This is a genomic window from Mesorhizobium sp. M1322, assembly GCF_040318085.1.
GTDB lineage: Bacteria > Pseudomonadota > Alphaproteobacteria > Rhizobiales > Rhizobiaceae > Mesorhizobium.
In genome coordinates, this window is sequence record NZ_JAMYLP010000106.1 from 1 (window position 1) to 17,766 (window position 17,766).

Genomic DNA, 17,766 nt, shown 5'->3' on the forward strand with positions numbered 1-17,766 from the left:
AGCCCGGTTCGGGCAGCCACCAGCTGCGACAGATAGGTCTTGTCGTCGGCAGACACTTCTCCTGCTGCTGCGCTCGCGATCAAAATGCGCGAGGCCTGCGCCGTCGCCGCCGCATCGCTCTCCGGACTGGCGGCAGCAAGCCTGGCCGCATCGGCCGGGCGGAACAGCGCATCGACGAAGTATGACGTCGCGTTGTCGGTCGCGGCGCCTCCGGCGTTTGCAGTAGCACCTGCCGAAGCGCCCATTGCCGCGCCCGACGCGACCGTCGAAGCGGCCTGGACGCCGGTTCCGACAGCTGCGGAAAGCGCCGACCCGAGCACGCCGGCGACGAGCAACGTCGCAAGCGCCCAGGCGAGGAAGCCGTGGGCGGTGTCGCGGAAAAAGACTTCATCGGTGTGGACGCCGACCCATTTGGTGCGCAGGCGCCCGGCAAGATAACCTCCGGCAGCCGACGACAGCCACTGCACGATGATCAGCCACACAGCGGTGGAGGCCGCGAAAGTTGTGACCGAGGTGCTCAAGCCGGACCACGGCGAAACCATCGTCAGCCCGAGCCCGGAGCCGAGCAGCAGCAGGATCAGTGTTAGCGTCGAGGCAGCAAAGGCGCCGGCGACGATCGGTCCCCAGCTGACAGCGGGGGAAGAGGATTCCGTCGGTGCGGAAACGTCGACAGCCGTTAGGGTTGACTGCATGTCAGCACCCTACCGTGCGAAAAGCATGATGAGAATAATGATCGGAATCGGGATTCCGAGAAGCCAGAGCAAAATACCACGTCCCATGAGTGCCTCCTGCGGCGATTGTGATCAATCACAATGCCTTGGAAGCCTTTCCGTTCCGGCCGGCTCACGGTGACCCTTGTTGCGATGCAGCAGACATCATCGATAGGCCTAGATCTACCAATATGTCTCAAGCGCCTGAATTGAGCGTCCGGCCTGGGCTTTCAAATATCCAGATTGGCCACCGACAGCGCGTTTTCCTGGATGAATTCGCGCCTGGGCTCGACCTCGTCGCCCATCAGCCGCGAAAATAGCGAGTCGGCGTCGGTCGCGTCATTGACCTTGACCTGTAACAGCGAGCGCACATTCGGGTCGAGCGTGGTCTCCCAGAGCTGCTCGGCGTTCATTTCGCCTAGGCCCTTGTAGCGCTGCATGGTCAAGCCCTTGCGGCCGGTGGCAAACACGGCGTTGAGCAGCGCCAGCGGTCCCGAGATGGTTTCGGACACATCCTTGCGGCGCAGCACTGGCGGCTCGCCATAGACTTCTGCGAGGCGCGGCGCATAGCGGTCGAGCTGGCGGGCGTCGGCCGAATTGATCAGCGCGAGATCGAGATGCGCGAACTCCTTGACGCTGCGCACCGTGCGCTCGAACACATAGCCCCCGACCCCTTCGTTTGAGGTCGACATGCGGCCGGTCCAGCCGCGTTCGGTGTCCTCGGCGATGATGTCGAGGCGGCGGGCGACACGCTCGGCCATGGTGTTGGCTTGGCCGAGATCGGCGAAGACGTCCGGATTGAGCGCGCCGGCGATAGCCGCCTGCTCGACCACGCCCCTGTTATAGCGGGTGTGCAGCCCGTTGATGAGCTGGCGCACCGCCAGCGCATCGTCGATGGCGCTGCGCAGGTCCTGCCCGACCCGCACCTCGCCGGTGCTGAGCGCCAGCGACGCCTCTTCCAGCCCCGAGCCGATCAGGAATTCCTCAAAGGCGCTTTCGTCCTTGATGTATTGCGAGCTCTTGCCTCGCGTCACCTTGTAGAGCGGCGGCTGGGCGATATAGAGATGGCCGCGCTCGATCAGTTCCGGCATCTGCCGGAAGAAGAAGGTCAGCAGCAAGGTGCGGATATGAGCGCCGTCGACGTCGGCGTCGGTCATCAGGATGATCTTGTGGTAGCGCAGCTTATCGGCGTTGAACTCGTCCTTGCCGATCGAGGTGCCGAGCGCGGTGATCAGCGTGCCGATCATGTCGGAGCCGAGCATACGGTCGAACCGGGCCCGCTCGACGTTGAGGATCTTGCCGCGCAGCGGAAGAATGGCCTGGTTCTGGCGCGAACGGCCACCCTTGGCCGAGCCGCCGGCGCTGTCGCCCTCGACGATGAAGATTTCGGACTTCGCCGGGTCGCGTTCCTGGCAGTCGGCCAGCTTGCCGGGCAGCGAGGTGACGCCGAGCGAGCTCTTGCGGGTGATGTCGCGCGCCTTGCGCGCGGCTTCGCGCGCCGCTGCCGCTTGGATGACCTTCTCGATGACCACCTTGCCCTCGGTCGGGTGCTCTTCGAGCCAGGTGCCGAGCGCCTCGTTGACGAGCCCTTCCACCACCGGACGGACTTCGGACGAGACCAGCTTGTCCTTGGTCTGCGACGAGAATTTCGGGTCGGGAACCTTGACCGACAACACGGCCGTCAGCCCTTCGCGGCAATCGTCGCCGATCAGTGCCACCTTCTCCTTTTTGGTGAGGCCCGTGGATTCGCCATAGCCGGTAATCTGGCGCGTCAGCGCGCCGCGGAAACCGGCAAGGTGTGTGCCGCCGTCGCGCTGCGGAATGTTGTTGGTGAAGGCCAGTACGTTCTCGTGGTAGCTGTCGTTCCACCACATGGCGACTTCGACGGTGATACCGTCGCGCTCGGCCTTGATGGCAACCGGCTTGTCGATCAGCGGCTTCTTGACGCGGTCGAGATATCTGACGAATTCCTCGAGCCCACCATCATAGTGCAGCTCATGGCGCACGACGTCGGCATGGCGGGCATCGGTCAAGATTATGCGCACGCCGGAATTCAGGAAGGCGAGTTCGCGCAGCCGGTGCTCCAGCGTGCCGAGATCGAACTCGACCATGGTGAAGGTCTCGGTCGACGGAAAGAAAGTGATCTCGCTGCCGCTGCGCCCCTCATAGGTGCCGGCAACCTTGCGCTGCTCATAGCTGCCGGTGACCCTCAGCGGCCCGTCGGCATTGCCATGCGTGAAGCTCATCTCGTAGATTTGGCCGTTGCGGCGGATTTTCAGCTTCAGCCAGGCCGACAGTGCGTTGACCACCGAGACGCCGACGCCGTGGAGGCCGCCGGACACCTTGTAGGAGTTCTGGTCGAACTTGCCGCCGGCATGCAGCTGCGTCATGATCACTTCGGCCGCCGAAATGCCTTCCCCGGTGTGGATATCGGTCGGAATGCCGCGGCCATTGTCGATGACCGTCACCGAACCGTCGGGGTTGAGCGTCACCGTGACGAGGTCGGCATGACCGGCCAGCGCCTCGTCGATGGCGTTGTCGACGACCTCGTAGACCATGTGATGCAGGCCCGAGCCGTCGTCGGTATCGCCGATATACATGCCGGGCCGCTTGCGGACGGCATCCAAGCCCTTCAAAACTTTGATGGAATCGGCGCCGTACTCGGCCTCAGCGCCGTTGGCGTTGTCGATCTGATCGCTCATGAAAACCTGTCTGATTGATGCCGCTTGTCCGGCGCGAGAATATGGCTGCGAATCGCGCCGCTTTGATGTCCTAGATATAGGCGCAAAAGGCGGTTTTTCCAAGGTTTGCAGCCATTTCCGGAGGGAAGCAGAGGATGCCTGCCCGGCAGAGAATCGGACCAAAAATGGGAACCGATTTTGAGAACTGAGCGGCGGCAACAAGAGCAGGCCAGCTCGTTCCGACAACCAGGTACTTTCCGGTGCCCCGGTCACATTCCGGAGGGCGGGTGCTTCAGCGTTTGCCGTTCGGCGACATGGACGCTTGCCTTGCCAGCCACTACATTGAGGTGACCAGCGGAGCACGCCATGGACAGTCAGCCCGCCCCCTTCGTCCCGCCGGCGCCGAAACCGCGTACCTCGCCGCCTTCGACGCTGGAGATGATCCGCATCGTCTACCGCAATCCGCTCGAATTGTGGGGCGAGCCGACCTACAACGAACCCTGGATATCGGTCACCGGCATCGGCGGGCCGCTGGTCATCGCCAACGACCCCGGCCTCATCCGCCACGTGCTGGTCGACAATGCCAAAAACTACAAGATGGCGACGGTGCGCCAGATGATCCTGCGGCCGATCCTGCGCGACGGCCTGCTGACCGCTGAGGGCGAGGTCTGGAGGCGCTCGCGCAAGGCGATGGCGCCAGTGTTCACGCCGCGCCACATCTTCGGTTTTGCCGAGCCGATGCTGAGGCGCACGCGGGAGTTCGTCACGCGCTACGAGGGCGGCGGCACGTCGGACATCGCTCACGACATGACGCTGCTTACCTTTGACATCCTGGCCGAGACGCTGTTTTCCGGTGAGATATCAGGCGAGCCGGGCAGCTTCGCCAAGGAGATCGATCGGCTGTTCGAGACCATGGGCCGGGTTGATCCGCTCGACCTGTTGCGGGCGCCCGACTGGCTGCCGCGCCTGACCCGCATCCGCGGCCGCAAGACCATGGCCTATTTCCGCAAAATCGTCACCGACACCGTCAACATGCGCGAAGAGCGGCTCAAGCGCGACCCGGACAACGTGCCGCAGGATTTTCTCACGCTTTTGCTCAAGGCGGAGGGACCGGACGGCCTGACGCGCGCCGAGGTCGAGGACAACATCATCACCTTCATCGGCGCCGGCCATGAGACCACGGCTCGTGCGCTCGGCTGGACGCTCTACTGCCTGGCCGAAGCGCCTTGGGAGCGCGAGAGGATAGAGCGCGAAATCGACGCGGTGCTGGCGCGCGAGCCCGACCCGACAAAGTGGCTCGACACCATGCCGTTCACCCGCGCCGCCTTCGAGGAGGCGCTCAGGCTTTATCCGCCGGCGCCGTCCATCAACCGCGAGCCGATCGAGCCTGAAACCTGGAACGGCCTCTACATACCGAGGCGCGCCGCGGTGCTGGTCATGCCCTGGGTCGTCCACCGTCATCGCAAGCTGTGGGACAGGCCCGACGCGTTCATGCCCGAACGCTTCCATCCGGGAAATCGCGAGAAAATCGACCGCTTCCAGTATTTGCCGTTCGGCGCCGGTCCTCGCGTCTGCATCGGCGCCAGCTTTGCCATGCAGGAGGCGATCATCGGTCTGGCCATCATGCTGTCGCGCTTCCGCTTCGATACCACCGCCGAGACCAAACCGTGGCCGGTGCAGAAACTGACGACGCAACCGGAGGGCGGCTTGCCGATGCAGGTCACGCGGCGCCTTTAGTGAGTCGCCTGATTGGCTAGGCCGCCGTCTTGCGCTGGAACTGGCCGGCGGGCCGGTAGCGCCAGAGATAGCTCGGCAGGATGCTGCCGATCGACTGTGGCTGGATATCGAGACCGGCGAGCGTTCTGTTTTCCCTAATGGCCGCTTCAGACACGATGTTGTGCTGGCGCAACTGCAGGACCTGATCCTTGGTCAGCAGCGGATTGGGCAAAAGCCCGAGGATCGATGCCTGCATGTTCGCCATCCACCACGGCACCGACACCAGAAGCCGCTTGCGATTGATCATGGCAAGCATTTCCTGCATGCATTGCTTGAAGGTGAGCACCTGCGGTCCGCCAAGCTCGTAGATCCGGCCGCCTTGGACTTTGCCGTCGACCGAGCGCGCCACCGCTTCGGCGACATCGCCGACATAGACAGGCTGGAATTTGGTTTGCCCACCGCCGATCAGCGGCAGGACCGGCGAATAGCGCGCCATATTGGCGAACCGGTTGAAGAAACTATCCTCCGGCCCGAAATTGATCGACGGCCGGAAGATGACGGCGTCCTCGATCGTCTCCAGAACCGCCTTTTCGCCGAGCGCCTTGGTGCGCGCATACTCCGATTGTGCGTTCAGATCGGCGCCCAGCGCCGAGATATGGGTGAGGCCGGCGCCGACGGCGCGCGCCGCTTCGGCGACCGCCCGTGCTCCGAATTCGTGGACGGGCGTGAATTTCTGCCGGCCGCTCTCATGCAGGATGGCCACCAAATTGACGACGTGGTCGGCGCCCTGCACGGCACGGTCGACCGACCAGCGCACGCGAACATTGGCCTGCACCGGCTGGATCTGGCCGACATTGCCGAGCGGCTGCAGATGGCCGGCGAGATCGGGCCGGCGGCAGGCGACCCTGATGCGGTAGCCGCGCCTGGCCAGCGCCCGCACGACGTGACGGCCTACAAAGCCGGAGCCGCCGAACACGACGACGAGCTTTGGGGTCTGCAGGATTTCGGTCATTGCGGGCTCCGGCGCACTTTTCCAGATTTACTGGTGCTTGACTGAAGCCGTTTCTTAGTCCGTTTCGCACCAAAGGCAAAGGGCGACGATAAGTCGCCGGGGAGCCCTGTTTTCGACCGCGTCAGAACGCCCTGCCGATGCGTGCGTCGACCGATTGGCGATTGCCGCCGCGAATGACGAAGAAGAACAGAATCGCCGCCCACAGCAGCGATTTTTCAGCGCCCGAAAAGCCCTGGCCCATGGTGACCCAGTGGAACCAGACGGTGACCAGAAGCGCGAACATTCCGGCGAAGGCGGCCGGGCGAGTCAAGAGGCCTATGGCGATGAAAATGCCTCCGAAGAACTCGGTGCATGCCAAGAGCAGGGACCAAAATGCGCCCGGATAGAAGCCGAGGCCCTCCACCATCTCGGCGGCGCCAAACGGATCGGTGATCTTCTGCGAACCATGGATGGTGAGGAAGATGCCGGCTACCGCACGCAGGATGGTTTCAGAGGCGGTGTGCAGCGCCGCACAAAGGCTGCCAAGAGCCGGGACGAAAAGGCTTCTTCTGGAATTGTCGGTGCTTGCGGACATTGGGGCTCCTCTTTTGCTGCTTCGCGCAAACACCCGACCACCTCGGTCAAAGTCAAATGAACAAAAGTTGACCAAGCAGGCAGTAACCGATCACATGCGAAAGAACGCAGAAAACCCCGCCGAAGCGGGGTTTTCCGGGCGACATCCATGCGTCAGGGTCCGACGAGGCGGCCTGACCTGAGACGGTATCAGCACGGCGTGAGACGCCCGCCCCAGCCCTGGCGACCAGATGTCACCGCCGGGGCAAACCCCACCCCGGACAAGCATTGGTCGCGGCACCGCGCGAAAAGGTTCAACAACGGCGAAAAAATCGCCGACAAATTTTAGGAAGAGTACCGGGCGGCGAATTCGGAGATGCGCTGGACCACGGCTTTCGGAGCCGTTATGCCCCGTGCCGCCGCCTTCTCTGCCGCTTCGGCGCGGGCACGGCCGGGCACATGCACGCCGTAGCGGCGGCGCAACCGGTCGAGCTGATCTTTCATGCGTTTCTCGAAATCTGGATCGAGCAGCTTGGGCTCGACCGCCAGTACGAAGAGGCCGGTTCCCGGGCTGTCCGGTCCGCCACTGAACCATGGCGCATCGAGCGACCAGTTGGCGCCCGATAGGCCCGCCGCCAGCACTTCGACCATCAGTGCGATGTTGGCGCCGCGCTGGCCGCCGAAGGCAAGCATCGCGCCTTTCATCGCGGCGGCGGGATCGGTGGTCGGGTTGCCGCTCGCGTCCAAGGCCCAGCCTTCGGGAATTTTCTTGCCGTCCTCGGCCGCCTTGCGGATGTTGACGAAGGCAGTGGCGCTCGACGACTGGTCGATCACCAGCGGCGCTCCGTCGGCGGCGGGCGCGGCGAAGGACATCGGGTTGGTGCAATAGACCGGCTTGACCGAGCCCGAGCCGGCAAGCACGGCCGGTCCGTTGGTCGCGGCGAAGGACACCAGCCCCTGCGCGGCAAGCCGCCCGGTGAAATAGCCGAGCGCGCCGCATGTATAGGCGTTCTTCTGCGAAAAGATGGCAACGCCGAACAGGCGCGCCGCCTTGGCGAGATCGTCGATCGTGCGGTCGAAGCCGGTATGCGCCAGACCGCCGCGCGCGTCGGAGAGATAGATCGCCAAAGCCGGCCTTGTGATGACCGGCTCGGCCTTGCCGTCGATGCGGCCGGCCTCCAGCGCTTCGAGATAGTCGATGAAATGCGACAGTCCGACCGTCGACAGACCTTCCGCCTCGGCCGCTACGATGGAGGCTGCGAGCGACTGCGCCGCTTCTTCATTGGCGCCGGCGCCGAGCGCCGCCATCCGGCACAGCCCTGTCGCCTGGTCGAGACTGAGTTGCATCTTAGCTGCCCTGAATTCGCGACTTTAACTGCTTTAGCCTAGCTTGTTCGGGATCCGCGCCTCGATCTTGCCGAGGGCGAAGACCAGGATGCCGGTGATCGCCATATAGATCAACGCCAGGAGCAGCAAGGGTTCATAGGTGAGGAAAGTGCTCTGCCGCACCTTGGACGAAACGGCGAATATGTCGATCACGCTGATGGTCGCCACCAGCGGCGTCGATTTCAGCTGCAGCACGGTTTCGCCGGTCAGCGTCGGCAGCGCCCGGTAGAAGGCTTGCGGCAGCCAGATCCGCCGGAGGATCTTCCAGCGGCTCATGCCGAACGCGCGGGCGGCCTCGATCTGGCCCTTCGGCACCCCGGCAAAGGCACCCCGCATCACCTCCCCCTCGTAGCCGGCGAAGGACAAGGTCAGCGCCAGGACGCCATAGGGCCACGCTTGCCTGAGATACGGCCACATCCAGGACTCGCGAATCCATGGATACTGTGGAAACAGCGAGCCGAGCCCATAGTAGAGCAGCCAGAGTTGCAGCAGCAGCGGCGTTCCCCTGATGACGGTGCAGAAGGCCTTTGCAGGCGCCGCGAGCCAGAAAGGGCCGGCAGCCTGCGCCAGCCCGAGCGGCACGGCGAGCAGGAAGCCCAGTGTGCAGGTGACGGCGAGGATCCAGAGCGTGCGCCAGAGGCCGACAAGCGCCATTTCGTAATATTGCGGCAGCCAGTCCCAGCGCATGAAGAAGGTGGCTGCGAGAACCAGCGCCAGCGCTATCAGGACCAGCACGATGCGGTGCGGCTGCAGCCACAGCGACGCCCGAGCGGCTACGTTGACGATGGTCGCTTCGTCAGCCATCAACGCGCCTCCTTGAGGGAGGGCATGCCGCGCCGAGCCCTGGCCTCGATGCGACCGATGATCAGATTGGAGACCAGCGTCAACAGGAAATAGATCACGCCCGCGGCGAGGAAGAACGTAAGATAGGCTTTGGTTACGCCCGCCGCTTGCCGCGTGGCCAATGTCAGTTCGAAGAAGCCGACGACCGCCAGCAGGGCGGTTTCCTTGGTGGCGATCAGCCAAAGATTGGCAAGGCCGGGTATGGCGAAGGGCAGCATCGCCGGCAGCGTGATGCGTCGCAGAAGGAGACCGGGAGACATGCCATAGGCGCGCGCGGCTTCGATCTGGCCTTGCGGAATGGCAAGGATCGCGCCACGCATCACCTCGGTCGAATAGGCGCCCTGGACGAATCCGAGCACGGCAATGCCGGCCACCAGCCCGCTGATGTCGATGCGCTGATATCCCATTGCCGTCAGCATCTGGTTGATCAAATCGGTGCCGGCATAATAGAGCAGCAGGATCAGCACCAACTCCGGCACGGCGCGGACGATCGTCGTATAGACCGCCAGCAGATCGCGCACTACAGGCCCGCCATAGAGCTTGCCGTACGCACCGCAAATGCCGATCACGAGGCCGAGACCGAAAGCACCGGCAGCGATCTCGACCGAGTGGAGCAGTCCGACCAGAAGCGTTCCGCCCCAGCCAGGCGGCGTCGGCGAAAGCAGTTCGATGATGCGGGCCACAGAGGCCGGAAAAAATGCGTCGATCAGCGTCGCCCCCGAATTGCTGGCGCCAAAACCACCGGCGATGCCGTCAGCGGAAAGCTTGCATGGGTGGTTGCCGACGAAGCCACACGGCGCTGCCCGCGCCGCGTGGTTATTCGATCAGGGATGCCGTCAGTTCGACTGGGTGTCGGCGCCGTAAATGTCGAAGTCGAAGTATTTCTTCGAAATCTCGTCATATTTGCCGTTCGCGCGGATCGCCTTGATACCGGCATTGATCTTCTCTTTCAGCTCGGTGTCTTCCTTGCGGACACCGGCGCCGACGCCTGGCCCGAGGATCGCCAGATCCGGCGCGACCATGCCCTTCAGATCGCAGCATTGCTTGCCCTGATCCGATTTCAGGAAGGCGTCGAGCGCGATCGAATCGGCCTGCACCGCATCGAGGCGACCGGCGGCAAGATCCTGATTGGCTTCGTCCTGGGTCTGGTATTCCTTGATTTCCGCGGCTTCGGTGAAGTGCTTCTTGACGTAGTCGGCATGCACGGTCGAAACCTGGACGCCGATGATTTTGCCCTTGAGGTCTTCCGGAGTGGCGCCGAATTTCTGGTCCTTCGGCCCGATAATGGCGGTCGGGGTGTTGTAATATTTGTCGGAGAAGTCGATCGTCTTCTTCCGCTCGTCGGTGATCGACATGGAACTGGCGATCACATCGATCTTCTTGGTCGTCAGCGCCGGGATGATGCCGTCCCAGGCGACGGGAGTGATGACGCAATCGAGCTTTTGCTCGGCGCAGACCGCGTCGATGAATTCGATTTCCCAGCCGACCCATTTGCCCGAGGCATCCGGCGAGGTGAACGGCGGATAGGGTTCGGCGGCGACGCCGATCTTGACCGGCTCGGCCTTCGCCGCGCCCATCGCGGCAACGCCGAGCAACAGCGCTGCGGCAAATGTCTTCAGAACGGTCTTCATTTCAATAACTCCCAGTTTGTTGTTGTTCCCGTTTGTCCATCCGCCTCGGCTTAACCGATGTTGCGGATGAATTGCTTCAGCCTTTCGGATTTTGGAGCGCCGAAGATCTGCTCCGGCGGGCCCTCTTCCTCGACCAACCCGTTATAGAGATAGACGACATGCGTCGCGACCTCGCGGGCAAACTTCATCTCATGGGTGACCAGCACCATGGTGCGGCCCTCGCGCGCCAGATCGCCGATCACCTTCAGCACCTCGCCGATCAGTTCCGGGTCGAGCGCCGAGGTCGGCTCGTCGAACAGCATGACGCGCGGATTGATGGCCAGCGCCCGGGCGATGGCCGCACGCTGCTGCTGGCCGCCCGACAGATAGGCCGGATAGACATCACGCTTTTCGGCCAGGCCGACGCGCTCGAGCAGCTTTTCGGCCTCTGCGATGGCCACGTCGCGCTTCACGCCCAGAACATGCACCGGAACCTCGATGACGTTCTCGATCAGCGTCATGTGGCTCCACAAATTGAAATTCTGAAAGACCATGCCGAGCTTGGAGCGGATGCGCTCGATCTGCTTGCGGTCGGCGGGAACGGTGTGGCCATAGCTGTCGGCCTTCATCCGGATCTCCTCACCATTGACGCGGACGATTCCGCTGGTCGGGTTCTCCAGGCAATTTATGCAGCGGAGCAACGTCGACTTGCCCGAGCCGCTGCCGCCGATGATGGCGATGACCTCACCGTCGCGCGCCGACAGCGAAACACCTTTCAGCACATGCAGTTCGCCGAATCTTTTGTGCAGGTTCTCGACATGGATGGCTTCGGCGGCATCGTTCTGCGCCGCGTGCTTCAGGGCGGGGGCCGTGCCTTGCGCTATCACCTTTTCGGTGCCTCACGAAGCGGCTGGACCCGTCGCTGCTGGAATTTTTTACCCATTACCATCACTGGACAGACTTCTCATTCTCAAGATGGACCGTTCCGCTTGCCTCCGTCAACCATGCTTTTTGGACCATTGATCGCGGCTTGCTGAGCGGCTATTGGCTGGAGGGGATATTCCAGGAGCACTTGGTGGGTAAAGCATACGGGTCGCAGTCCATGGCAGGGCCCCTGCAGCGCGTGCTGATGCGGTCCGCCGCAAGCGCCATGCCCCGCGCCAGAGCATCGGAATGGCACTATGGCCCGGGCTTCGATCCGCAAAAGGCCGCTGCCCAGTATGAGGCGCTGACGACGCTGGTTTTGGCATCCGGCGCCGAGATCGAATGGCTGACCGACGCCGATGACGGGCTTGCCGATTCGGTCTTCACGCACGATCCTTCGTTGATGACCGACCACGGCGCCATCATCCTTGCCATGGGCAAGGCGCTGCGCCTGGCCGAACCCGGCCTGCACGAGGCGGCCTACAGGCGCATGGGCGTTCCTATCCTCGGCCGCATCGAGCATCCCGGCCAAGTCGAGGGCGGCGATTGCGTCTGGGTGGATTCTCGGACGCTGGCCGTCGGCCGCGGTGTACGCACCAACCAGGACGGCATCCAGCAACTCGCCAACCTGCTCACACCCAAGGGTATCCAGGTCTATGGTTACGACCTGCCGCTCTGGCATGGCGAGGAGGCCTGCCTGCATCTGATGTCGGTAATTAGTCCGCTCGCCGACGATCTGGCGCTGGTCTATGCACCGCTTTTGCCGGCTGCCTTCTACCAGATGCTGCGGGCGCGAGGCATTCGCCTGGTCGAGGGCGACGCCGAGGAGTTCTTCGCCTCCAACGGTCTCAGCCTCAACGTGCTGCCGACGGCGCCGCTCGAGGTGATCGCCGTTGCCGGCTTCCCGAAGACGGCGGCGGCCCTGACCGCCGCCGGTTGCAGGGTTTGGACCTTCGAGGCGGAGGCGCTGTGCATTGCCTGCGAGGGCGGACCGACTTGCCTCACACGTCCGGTGCTCAGACAATGACGACAGTCGGCGAAGCGCTCATCACTTTGCTCGAAGCCCATGACGTCGACACGGTCTTCGGCATTCCAGGTGTGCATACGGTCGAACTCTATCGCGGGCTGGCGCGCTCGAATATCCGCCACGTCACCCCGCGTCATGAGCAGGGCGCCGGCTTTATGGCCGACGGTTATGCGCGCGCCAGCGGCAGGCCGGGCGTCGCCTTCGTCATCACCGGACCGGGGCTGACCAACACCATCACCGCCATGGGCCAGGCCCGTGCCGATTCGGTTCCGATGCTGGTGATCTCGGGCGTCAACGCCACGCCGACGCTGGGCAAGGGCCTCGGCCATCTGCACGAACTGCCCGACCAGCGTGGTATGATGGAAAAGGTCGCGCTGTTCTCGCACCGTGTCACCGACGCCGACGAACTGCCAGGCGTGCTTGCCCGCGCCTTCGCCCTGTTTTCGTCATCGCGCCCCGGTCCGATCCATATCGAGATCCCGACCGACATCATGGTCAAGCCGGCCGACGGCATCGCAGCTTTGCTGACGAATGTCGCGCCGCCCGAACCGGATGCGGCGGCGATAGCAGAGGCGGCAAGGCTTTGCGCGGCTGCCCGCCGCCCGCTGATCCTTGCCGGCGGCGGCGCCAAGAGAGCCGAAGCGCCGTTGCAGCGCCTTGCCGAAAGGCTGGGAGCGCCGGTTGTCCAGACGGCCAATGCCCGCGGCCTGCTGCATCGCCATCCGCTTGGCGTGCCGGCGAGCCCCAGTCTGAAGGCGGTGCGTGCGCTGATGGCCGAGGCCGATCTGGTCATTGCCGCCGGCACCGAATTCGGCCCGACCGACTATGATGGGTATAGCGACGGCGGCTTTGTCCTGCCGCCAAATCTGATCCGCATCGACATCGGCGCCGACCAGCTTGCCCGCCGGCCGGCCCGGATTTCGATCCACGCCGATTGCGGCTTAGCACTCCAGGCACTGCTTGCCGAAATCGGTACGGGCCAGGCGCCCTCGGGCGACGGCTCGGCTCGCGCCGCTGCCACAAGACAAGCGGCCTTTGCCGAAATGGCCCCGGCCCTCCAGGCGCAAACGCGCGCCGTCGAGGCGATCCGCGATGCATTGCCAGGCTCGATCATCGTCGGCGATTCGACCCAGCCGATCTACGCCGCCAACCTCTATTACGACCACGACCGCCCGGGCGGCTGGTTCAACGCCGCCACCGGCTTCGGTGCGCTAGGCTATGGCCCCCCGGCGGCGATCGGTGCGGCCCTTGCCGTGCCTGATGCGCCGGTCGTTTGTCTCACCGGCGACGGTGGTTTTCAGTTCACGCTGCCGGAACTGGGCGCCGCGCTCGACGCCTCGGCACCGGTGATCTTCGTCGTCTGGAACAATCGCGGTTATCGCGAAATCGAAACCTCGATGCTCGATGTCGGCGTCGAGCCGGTCGGTGTCTCGCCGGCGCCGCCTGATTTCTGCAAGCTGGCCGAGGCCTATGGCATTGCCGCCGAGCGGCTCGCCGGCATCGGTCATCTGGCGAACGCACTCCAGCGCGCGCGGGCGACCGGACTGCCGTATGTCATCGAGATTACTGTCGATTGAGTGCTGCGGCAGCGTTTGCTGGGGGATGCGATCCTCGTCGGATGGCCGCCGGCTTGAGGCGCGTAAACGACACTGTGTCATCGAGATTTCGATTGAGTGATCGCGCGAAAGGCGCGACCTTCGGCGGCGGCGGCATAAGAGTGACTGGAGCGGTCGAAGATGACGGATACACTGGACGGCAGGCATGTTGTGGTGACCGGCGGCACCGGAGCGCTCGGTGGCGCGGTTGTCGGCAAACTGCTGGAGCAGGGCGCGGTCTGCCATGTTCCCAATGCCCATGCTGCCGCGCCCCCGCATTTTCCCTTCCCGGCACATGACCGCGTCAGGCTGGCGCACAATGTCGATCTCGCCGATCCAGCCAAGGTTGATGCGTTCTATGCCAGCGTAACGGATTTGTGGGCATCCATCCATCTGGCCGGTGGCTTTACCGCTGCGCCGGTCGAGAAGATCGAGCCCGCGTCCTTTGCCGAAATGATGGACACCAACGCCCGGACCACCTTCCTGTGCTGCCGCGCGGCGATCCGCTCGATGCTGGAATCTTCCGTGTCGGGGCGCATCGTCAATGTCACGGCGCGCGCCGGGCTCGACCTGCGGCGCGGTTCCGGCATGGTCGCCTACGCCGCCAGCAAGGCGGCGGTCGCCGCAATGACGGTGGCGATGGCGGAAGAGCTCAAGGGCAAGGGAATCCTGGTCAACGCGGTCGCGCCCTCGACGCTCGACACGCCGGCCACCCGGGCTGACATGCCGGCAGCCGATTTCGGCAAATGGGTCAGCCTCGAAGCGGCCGCGGAGGCCATTGCCTATCTCGCTTCGCCGGCCAATCTGGCGATGAGCGGCACGCTGGTGCCGCTTTACGGCAGGGCCTGATCTATCTCTTTGTTTGAGCGCGGATTTCCCGGTTTGCCACGCTTGGGTCCGACGCTCCGACCATGGTCAAACAAAAACCCCGCCGGATCGCTCCGGCGGGGTTCTGTTACAAGCCGCGCGCGAGGCGCGGTGTTTTGCAGATTTAGCTGCCCTGCTTCTTCAGCGCGGCACCCAGGATGTCGCCCAGCGAAGCGCCGGAGTCGGTCGAGCCGTACTGGGCGACCGCTTCCTTCTCCTCAGCGATTTCCAGCGCCTTGATCGAGACCTGCAGTTTGCGGGTCTTCTTGTCGAAGGCAATGACGCGGGCGTCGACCTTCTGGCCGACCGTGAAGCGCTCGGGGCGCTGCTCGTCGCGGTCACGGCTAAGGTCGGAGCGCTTGATGAAGGTCTCGAGGCCGCTCTCGACGAGCCGCACTTCCAGACCGCCATCCTTGACGCCGGTGACCTCGCAAGTGACGACCGCGTTCTTGCGCAGTTCGCCTGAAGTCGCCGCCTCGCCGGCCGTGTCCTTGGCCAGCTGCTTGATGCCGAGCGAGATGCGCTCCTTGTCGATGTCGACGTCGAGCACCTGCGCCTTGACCATGTCGCCGCGATTGTACTCTTCGATCACCTGCTCGCCCGGACGGGTCCAGTCGAGGTCGGAAAGATGGACCATGCCGTCGACATCGCCTTCGAGGCCGATGAACAGGCCGAACTCGGTCTTGTTCTTGACCTCGCCCTCGACCTGGCTGCCGACCGGATGGCTGCTGGCGAAAGCCTGCCACGGGTTCTCGAGCGTCTGCTTGAGGCCGAGCGAAATGCGGCGCTTGGCCGGATCGACCTCGAGCACCACCACGTCGACTTCCTGCGTCGTCGACAGGATCTTGCCGGGATGCACGTTCTTCTTCGTCCACGACATTTCCGAAACGTGGATGAGGCCCTCGATGCCCGGCTCCAGCTCGACGAACGCGCCGTAGTCGGTGATGTTGGTGACGGTGCCCTTGATCTTCTTGCCGATCGGGAATTTCGTTCCGATCTCGGACCACGGATCGCTCTCGAGCTGCTTCATGCCGAGCGAGATGCGGTGGGTTTCCTGGTTGATGCGGATGATCTGCACCTTGACCGTCTGGCCGATGTTGAGGATTTCGGTCGGATGGTTGACGCGGCGCCATGCCATGTCGGTGACATGCAGCAGGCCGTCGATGCCGCCGAGGTCGACGAACGCACCATAGTCGGTGATGTTCTTGACGACGCCTTCGACCACCTGGCCTTCTTCGAGGTTCTGCACGATTTCGGAACGCTGTTCGGCGCGGCTTTCCTCGAGCACGGTACGGCGCGACACCACGATGTTGCCGCGGCGGCGATCCATCTTGAGGATCTCGAAAGGCTGCGGATTGTGCATCAGCGGCGAGACGTCGCGGATCGGGCGGATGTCGACCTGGCTGCGCGGCAGGAAGGCCACGGCGCCGTCGAGATCGACGGTGAAGCCGCCCTTGACCTGGTTGAAGATGACGCCTTCGACGCGCTCGCCCTTGGTGAACTTCTCTTCGAGACGGACCCAGCTCTCTTCACGGCGGGCCTTCTCACGGGAAAGCATCGCTTCGCCAAGCGCGTTCTCGATGCGCTCGACATAGACTTCGACCGTGTCGCCGACCTTGAGAGTCGACTCCTTGCCCTTGACGCCGAATTCCTTCAGCGGCACGCGGCCTTCGACCTTGAGGCCGACGTCGATGATTGCCATGTCCTTTTCGATCGCGGTGATCGTGCCCTTGACGACTTGGCCTTCGCCGGAATGGCCGGCGGAAAATGATTCTTCGAGCAGGCTCGCGAAATCATCGCGAGTGGGGTTTGCAACTGACATAGGTTCTCCTGGAATGCCCCGCATCTGTCGCGGGGCGGGCGCCGTGGGTTAGCGTTGCGTTGGCCTGCCGGCGTTCCGGGCTTCAAAAAAGCCCTTGGCCGCCTAAGCGGCAATTCCGGCGCATGAAAAATGCTGGCAGGCTGGTTCGTGCCCGATATGAGTACCTTTTCGCCGCCGGCAATCGGCAACGGGAGGAAAACCCGGCTCAGGCGTCGTTTCTCTTGGTCAAAACGTCGTCGATGATCGCTTTGGCCGCCAGGAACGCGGCTTCTATAGCCATTTCCGACGTGTCGATCAAGTGTGCGTCGGCGGCAGGCTTTAGCGGCGAGTCGGCGCGACCCATGTCGCGCTCGTCGCGGCGCAGGATATCGGCGAGGATATCGGCGAAATTGGCGGTTCCGCCGATGCTCTCGATCTCGGCCAGCCGCCGCTCTGCCCGCACTTCGGCGCTGGCCGTCACATAGAGCTTTATGTCGGCGTCGGGACAGACGACGGTGCCGATGTCGCGGCCGTCGAGTACGGCGCCTGGCGGCACCTTGGCGAATTCGCGCTGCTTTTCGACCAATATGCGCCGTACCGACGGGAACACCGCCACTTTCGAAGCCGCCTCGCCGACCGCATGCGCCGACAGCACCGACCGGTCGAGCTTGGCCAGGTCGACCTGGCGGGCTGCGGTTTCGGCAGCCGAGACATTATCGAGCGGCAGGCCGAGCCGAAGCAGCGCATGGGCCACCGCGCGATAGGTGAGGCCGGTGTCGAGCAGGTTCAGCCGGTAATGGTCAGCCAGCCGCCGCGCCAGCGTGCCTTTGCCGGCGCCGGCGGGTCCGTCGATGGCGATGGTGAAGACGTGTGTCATTGGCGGGCCGCCGCGATTGAAAGGCGCGATAAATAGGACGAGCGCCGCGATCCTTCCCACCCCCCTCGGTGGCGGCCGGCCGGCGGGGGCGGGAGCGGGGGGGGGGGGGGCGGCCCCCCTGACGGTTGGGGGATGAAAGGCCCACGGGAGACCCCCCCCCCCCCG

The 17,766-nt window shown here is 64.0% G+C and carries 15 protein-coding genes; 4 read left to right on the plus strand and 11 right to left on the minus strand.

Features of this window, described 5'->3' with window-relative positions:
• Together NKH12_RS26430 and gyrB are read right to left on the minus strand one after the other, a co-directional pair.
• On the minus strand, positions 1 to 692 hold a 692-nt coding region (locus NKH12_RS26430; RefSeq protein ID WP_352955839.1), incomplete at its 3' end, for a hypothetical protein.
• A 248-nt stretch (positions 693 to 940) separates the two neighbouring features.
• Complete coding sequence (gene gyrB / locus NKH12_RS26435; protein WP_352955840.1) at positions 941 to 3,412, minus strand: DNA topoisomerase (ATP-hydrolyzing) subunit B; 2,472 nt, start codon at positions 3,410 to 3,412, stop codon at positions 941 to 943.
• 345 nt (positions 3,413 to 3,757) lie between these two features.
• On the opposite strand from gyrB, the gene NKH12_RS26440 reads away from it, so the two are divergent.
• Entirely contained in the window at positions 3,758 to 5,128 is a 1,371-nt protein-coding gene (locus NKH12_RS26440) for a cytochrome P450 (RefSeq protein WP_352955841.1), read from the plus strand.
• 16 nt (positions 5,129 to 5,144) lie between these two features.
• Here NKH12_RS26440 and NKH12_RS26445 read toward each other — a convergent pair whose 3' ends face one another.
• The 7 genes from NKH12_RS26445 to NKH12_RS26475 form a co-directional block, all read right to left on the minus strand.
• Positions 5,145 to 6,119, minus strand: a complete 975-nt coding sequence (locus tag NKH12_RS26445; RefSeq protein ID WP_352955842.1) for a complex I NDUFA9 subunit family protein — start codon at positions 6,117 to 6,119, stop codon at positions 5,145 to 5,147.
• A 121-nt stretch (positions 6,120 to 6,240) separates the two neighbouring features.
• Positions 6,241 to 6,693, minus strand: coding sequence for a DoxX family protein (locus NKH12_RS26450; protein WP_352955843.1), 453 nt, complete (start codon positions 6,691 to 6,693; stop codon positions 6,241 to 6,243).
• A gap of 323 nt (positions 6,694 to 7,016) precedes the next feature.
• The gene (locus tag NKH12_RS26455) at positions 7,017 to 8,018 is read right to left on the minus strand and encodes an Ldh family oxidoreductase (protein ID WP_352955844.1); all 1,002 of its coding nucleotides are present in this window, start codon (positions 8,016 to 8,018) and stop codon (positions 7,017 to 7,019) included.
• 33 nt (positions 8,019 to 8,051) lie between these two features.
• The gene (locus NKH12_RS26460; protein ID WP_352955845.1) at positions 8,052 to 8,861 is read right to left on the minus strand and encodes an ABC transporter permease; all 810 of its coding nucleotides are present in this window, start codon (positions 8,859 to 8,861) and stop codon (positions 8,052 to 8,054) included.
• Positions 8,861 to 9,583, minus strand: a complete 723-nt coding sequence (locus NKH12_RS26465; protein WP_352955846.1) for an ABC transporter permease — start codon at positions 9,581 to 9,583, stop codon at positions 8,861 to 8,863. Before NKH12_RS26465 ends, NKH12_RS26460 begins: the two co-directional genes overlap by 1 nt.
• Before the next feature lie 153 nt (positions 9,584 to 9,736).
• On the minus strand, positions 9,737 to 10,531 hold the full coding sequence (locus NKH12_RS26470; RefSeq protein ID WP_352955847.1) for a transporter substrate-binding domain-containing protein: 795 nt from the start codon (positions 10,529 to 10,531) through the stop codon (positions 9,737 to 9,739).
• Positions 10,532 to 10,581: 50 nt separating this feature from the next.
• Positions 10,582 to 11,394 carry an ABC transporter ATP-binding protein gene (locus NKH12_RS26475; protein ID WP_352955854.1) on the minus strand — a complete coding sequence of 271 codons (813 nt, stop codon included), beginning with the start codon at positions 11,392 to 11,394 and terminating at the stop codon, positions 10,582 to 10,584.
• A 218-nt stretch (positions 11,395 to 11,612) separates the two neighbouring features.
• Here NKH12_RS26475 and NKH12_RS26480 point away from each other — a divergent pair, with 218 nt between their 5' ends.
• From NKH12_RS26480 to NKH12_RS26490, 3 genes are all read left to right on the plus strand, one after another.
• Positions 11,613 to 12,461: a dimethylarginine dimethylaminohydrolase family protein gene (locus tag NKH12_RS26480; protein WP_352955848.1), complete on the plus strand. Its 849-nt coding sequence runs from the start codon at positions 11,613 to 11,615 to the stop codon at positions 12,459 to 12,461.
• Entirely contained in the window at positions 12,458 to 14,038 is a 1,581-nt protein-coding gene (locus tag NKH12_RS26485; RefSeq protein ID WP_352955849.1) for a 5-guanidino-2-oxopentanoate decarboxylase, read from the plus strand. The genes NKH12_RS26480 and NKH12_RS26485 overlap by 4 nt, the downstream gene beginning before the upstream one ends.
• A gap of 159 nt (positions 14,039 to 14,197) precedes the next feature.
• Positions 14,198 to 14,905, plus strand: a complete 708-nt coding sequence (locus NKH12_RS26490) for an SDR family NAD(P)-dependent oxidoreductase (protein ID WP_352955851.1) — start codon at positions 14,198 to 14,200, stop codon at positions 14,903 to 14,905.
• Between the two features lie 142 nt (positions 14,906 to 15,047).
• Here NKH12_RS26490 and rpsA read toward each other — a convergent pair whose 3' ends face one another.
• Together rpsA and cmk are read right to left on the minus strand one after the other, a co-directional pair.
• Positions 15,048 to 16,745, minus strand: a complete 1,698-nt coding sequence (rpsA, locus tag NKH12_RS26495) for a 30S ribosomal protein S1 (RefSeq protein WP_352955852.1) — start codon at positions 16,743 to 16,745, stop codon at positions 15,048 to 15,050.
• A 205-nt stretch (positions 16,746 to 16,950) separates the two neighbouring features.
• Positions 16,951 to 17,601: a (d)CMP kinase gene (cmk, locus tag NKH12_RS26500; protein WP_352955853.1), complete on the minus strand. Its 651-nt coding sequence runs from the start codon at positions 17,599 to 17,601 to the stop codon at positions 16,951 to 16,953.
• Positions 17,602 to 17,766: the final 165 nt, after the last annotated feature.

Coding starts and splice junctions, on each gene's coding strand:
- NKH12_RS26470 (WP_352955847.1), bottom strand. CDS start 10,531: ATGAAGACCGTTCTGAAGACATTTGCCGCAGCGCTGTTGCTCGGCGTT.
- NKH12_RS26485 (WP_352955849.1), top strand. CDS start 12,458: ATGACGACAGTCGGCGAAGCGCTCATCACTTTGCTCGAAGCCCATGAC.
- NKH12_RS26460 (WP_352955845.1), bottom strand. CDS start 8,861: ATGGCTGACGAAGCGACCATCGTCAACGTAGCCGCTCGGGCGTCGCTG.
- NKH12_RS26480 (WP_352955848.1), top strand. CDS start 11,613: ATGGCAGGGCCCCTGCAGCGCGTGCTGATGCGGTCCGCCGCAAGCGCC.
- NKH12_RS26445 (WP_352955842.1), bottom strand. CDS start 6,119: ATGACCGAAATCCTGCAGACCCCAAAGCTCGTCGTCGTGTTCGGCGGC.
- NKH12_RS26455 (WP_352955844.1), bottom strand. CDS start 8,018: ATGCAACTCAGTCTCGACCAGGCGACAGGGCTGTGCCGGATGGCGGCG.
- cmk (WP_352955853.1), bottom strand. CDS start 17,601: ATGACACACGTCTTCACCATCGCCATCGACGGACCCGCCGGCGCCGGC.
- NKH12_RS26440 (WP_352955841.1), top strand. CDS start 3,758: ATGGACAGTCAGCCCGCCCCCTTCGTCCCGCCGGCGCCGAAACCGCGT.
- gyrB (WP_352955840.1), bottom strand. CDS start 3,412: ATGAGCGATCAGATCGACAACGCCAACGGCGCTGAGGCCGAGTACGGC.
- NKH12_RS26490 (WP_352955851.1), top strand. CDS start 14,198: ATGACGGATACACTGGACGGCAGGCATGTTGTGGTGACCGGCGGCACC.
- rpsA (WP_352955852.1), bottom strand. CDS start 16,745: ATGTCAGTTGCAAACCCCACTCGCGATGATTTCGCGAGCCTGCTCGAA.
- NKH12_RS26450 (WP_352955843.1), bottom strand. CDS start 6,693: ATGTCCGCAAGCACCGACAATTCCAGAAGAAGCCTTTTCGTCCCGGCT.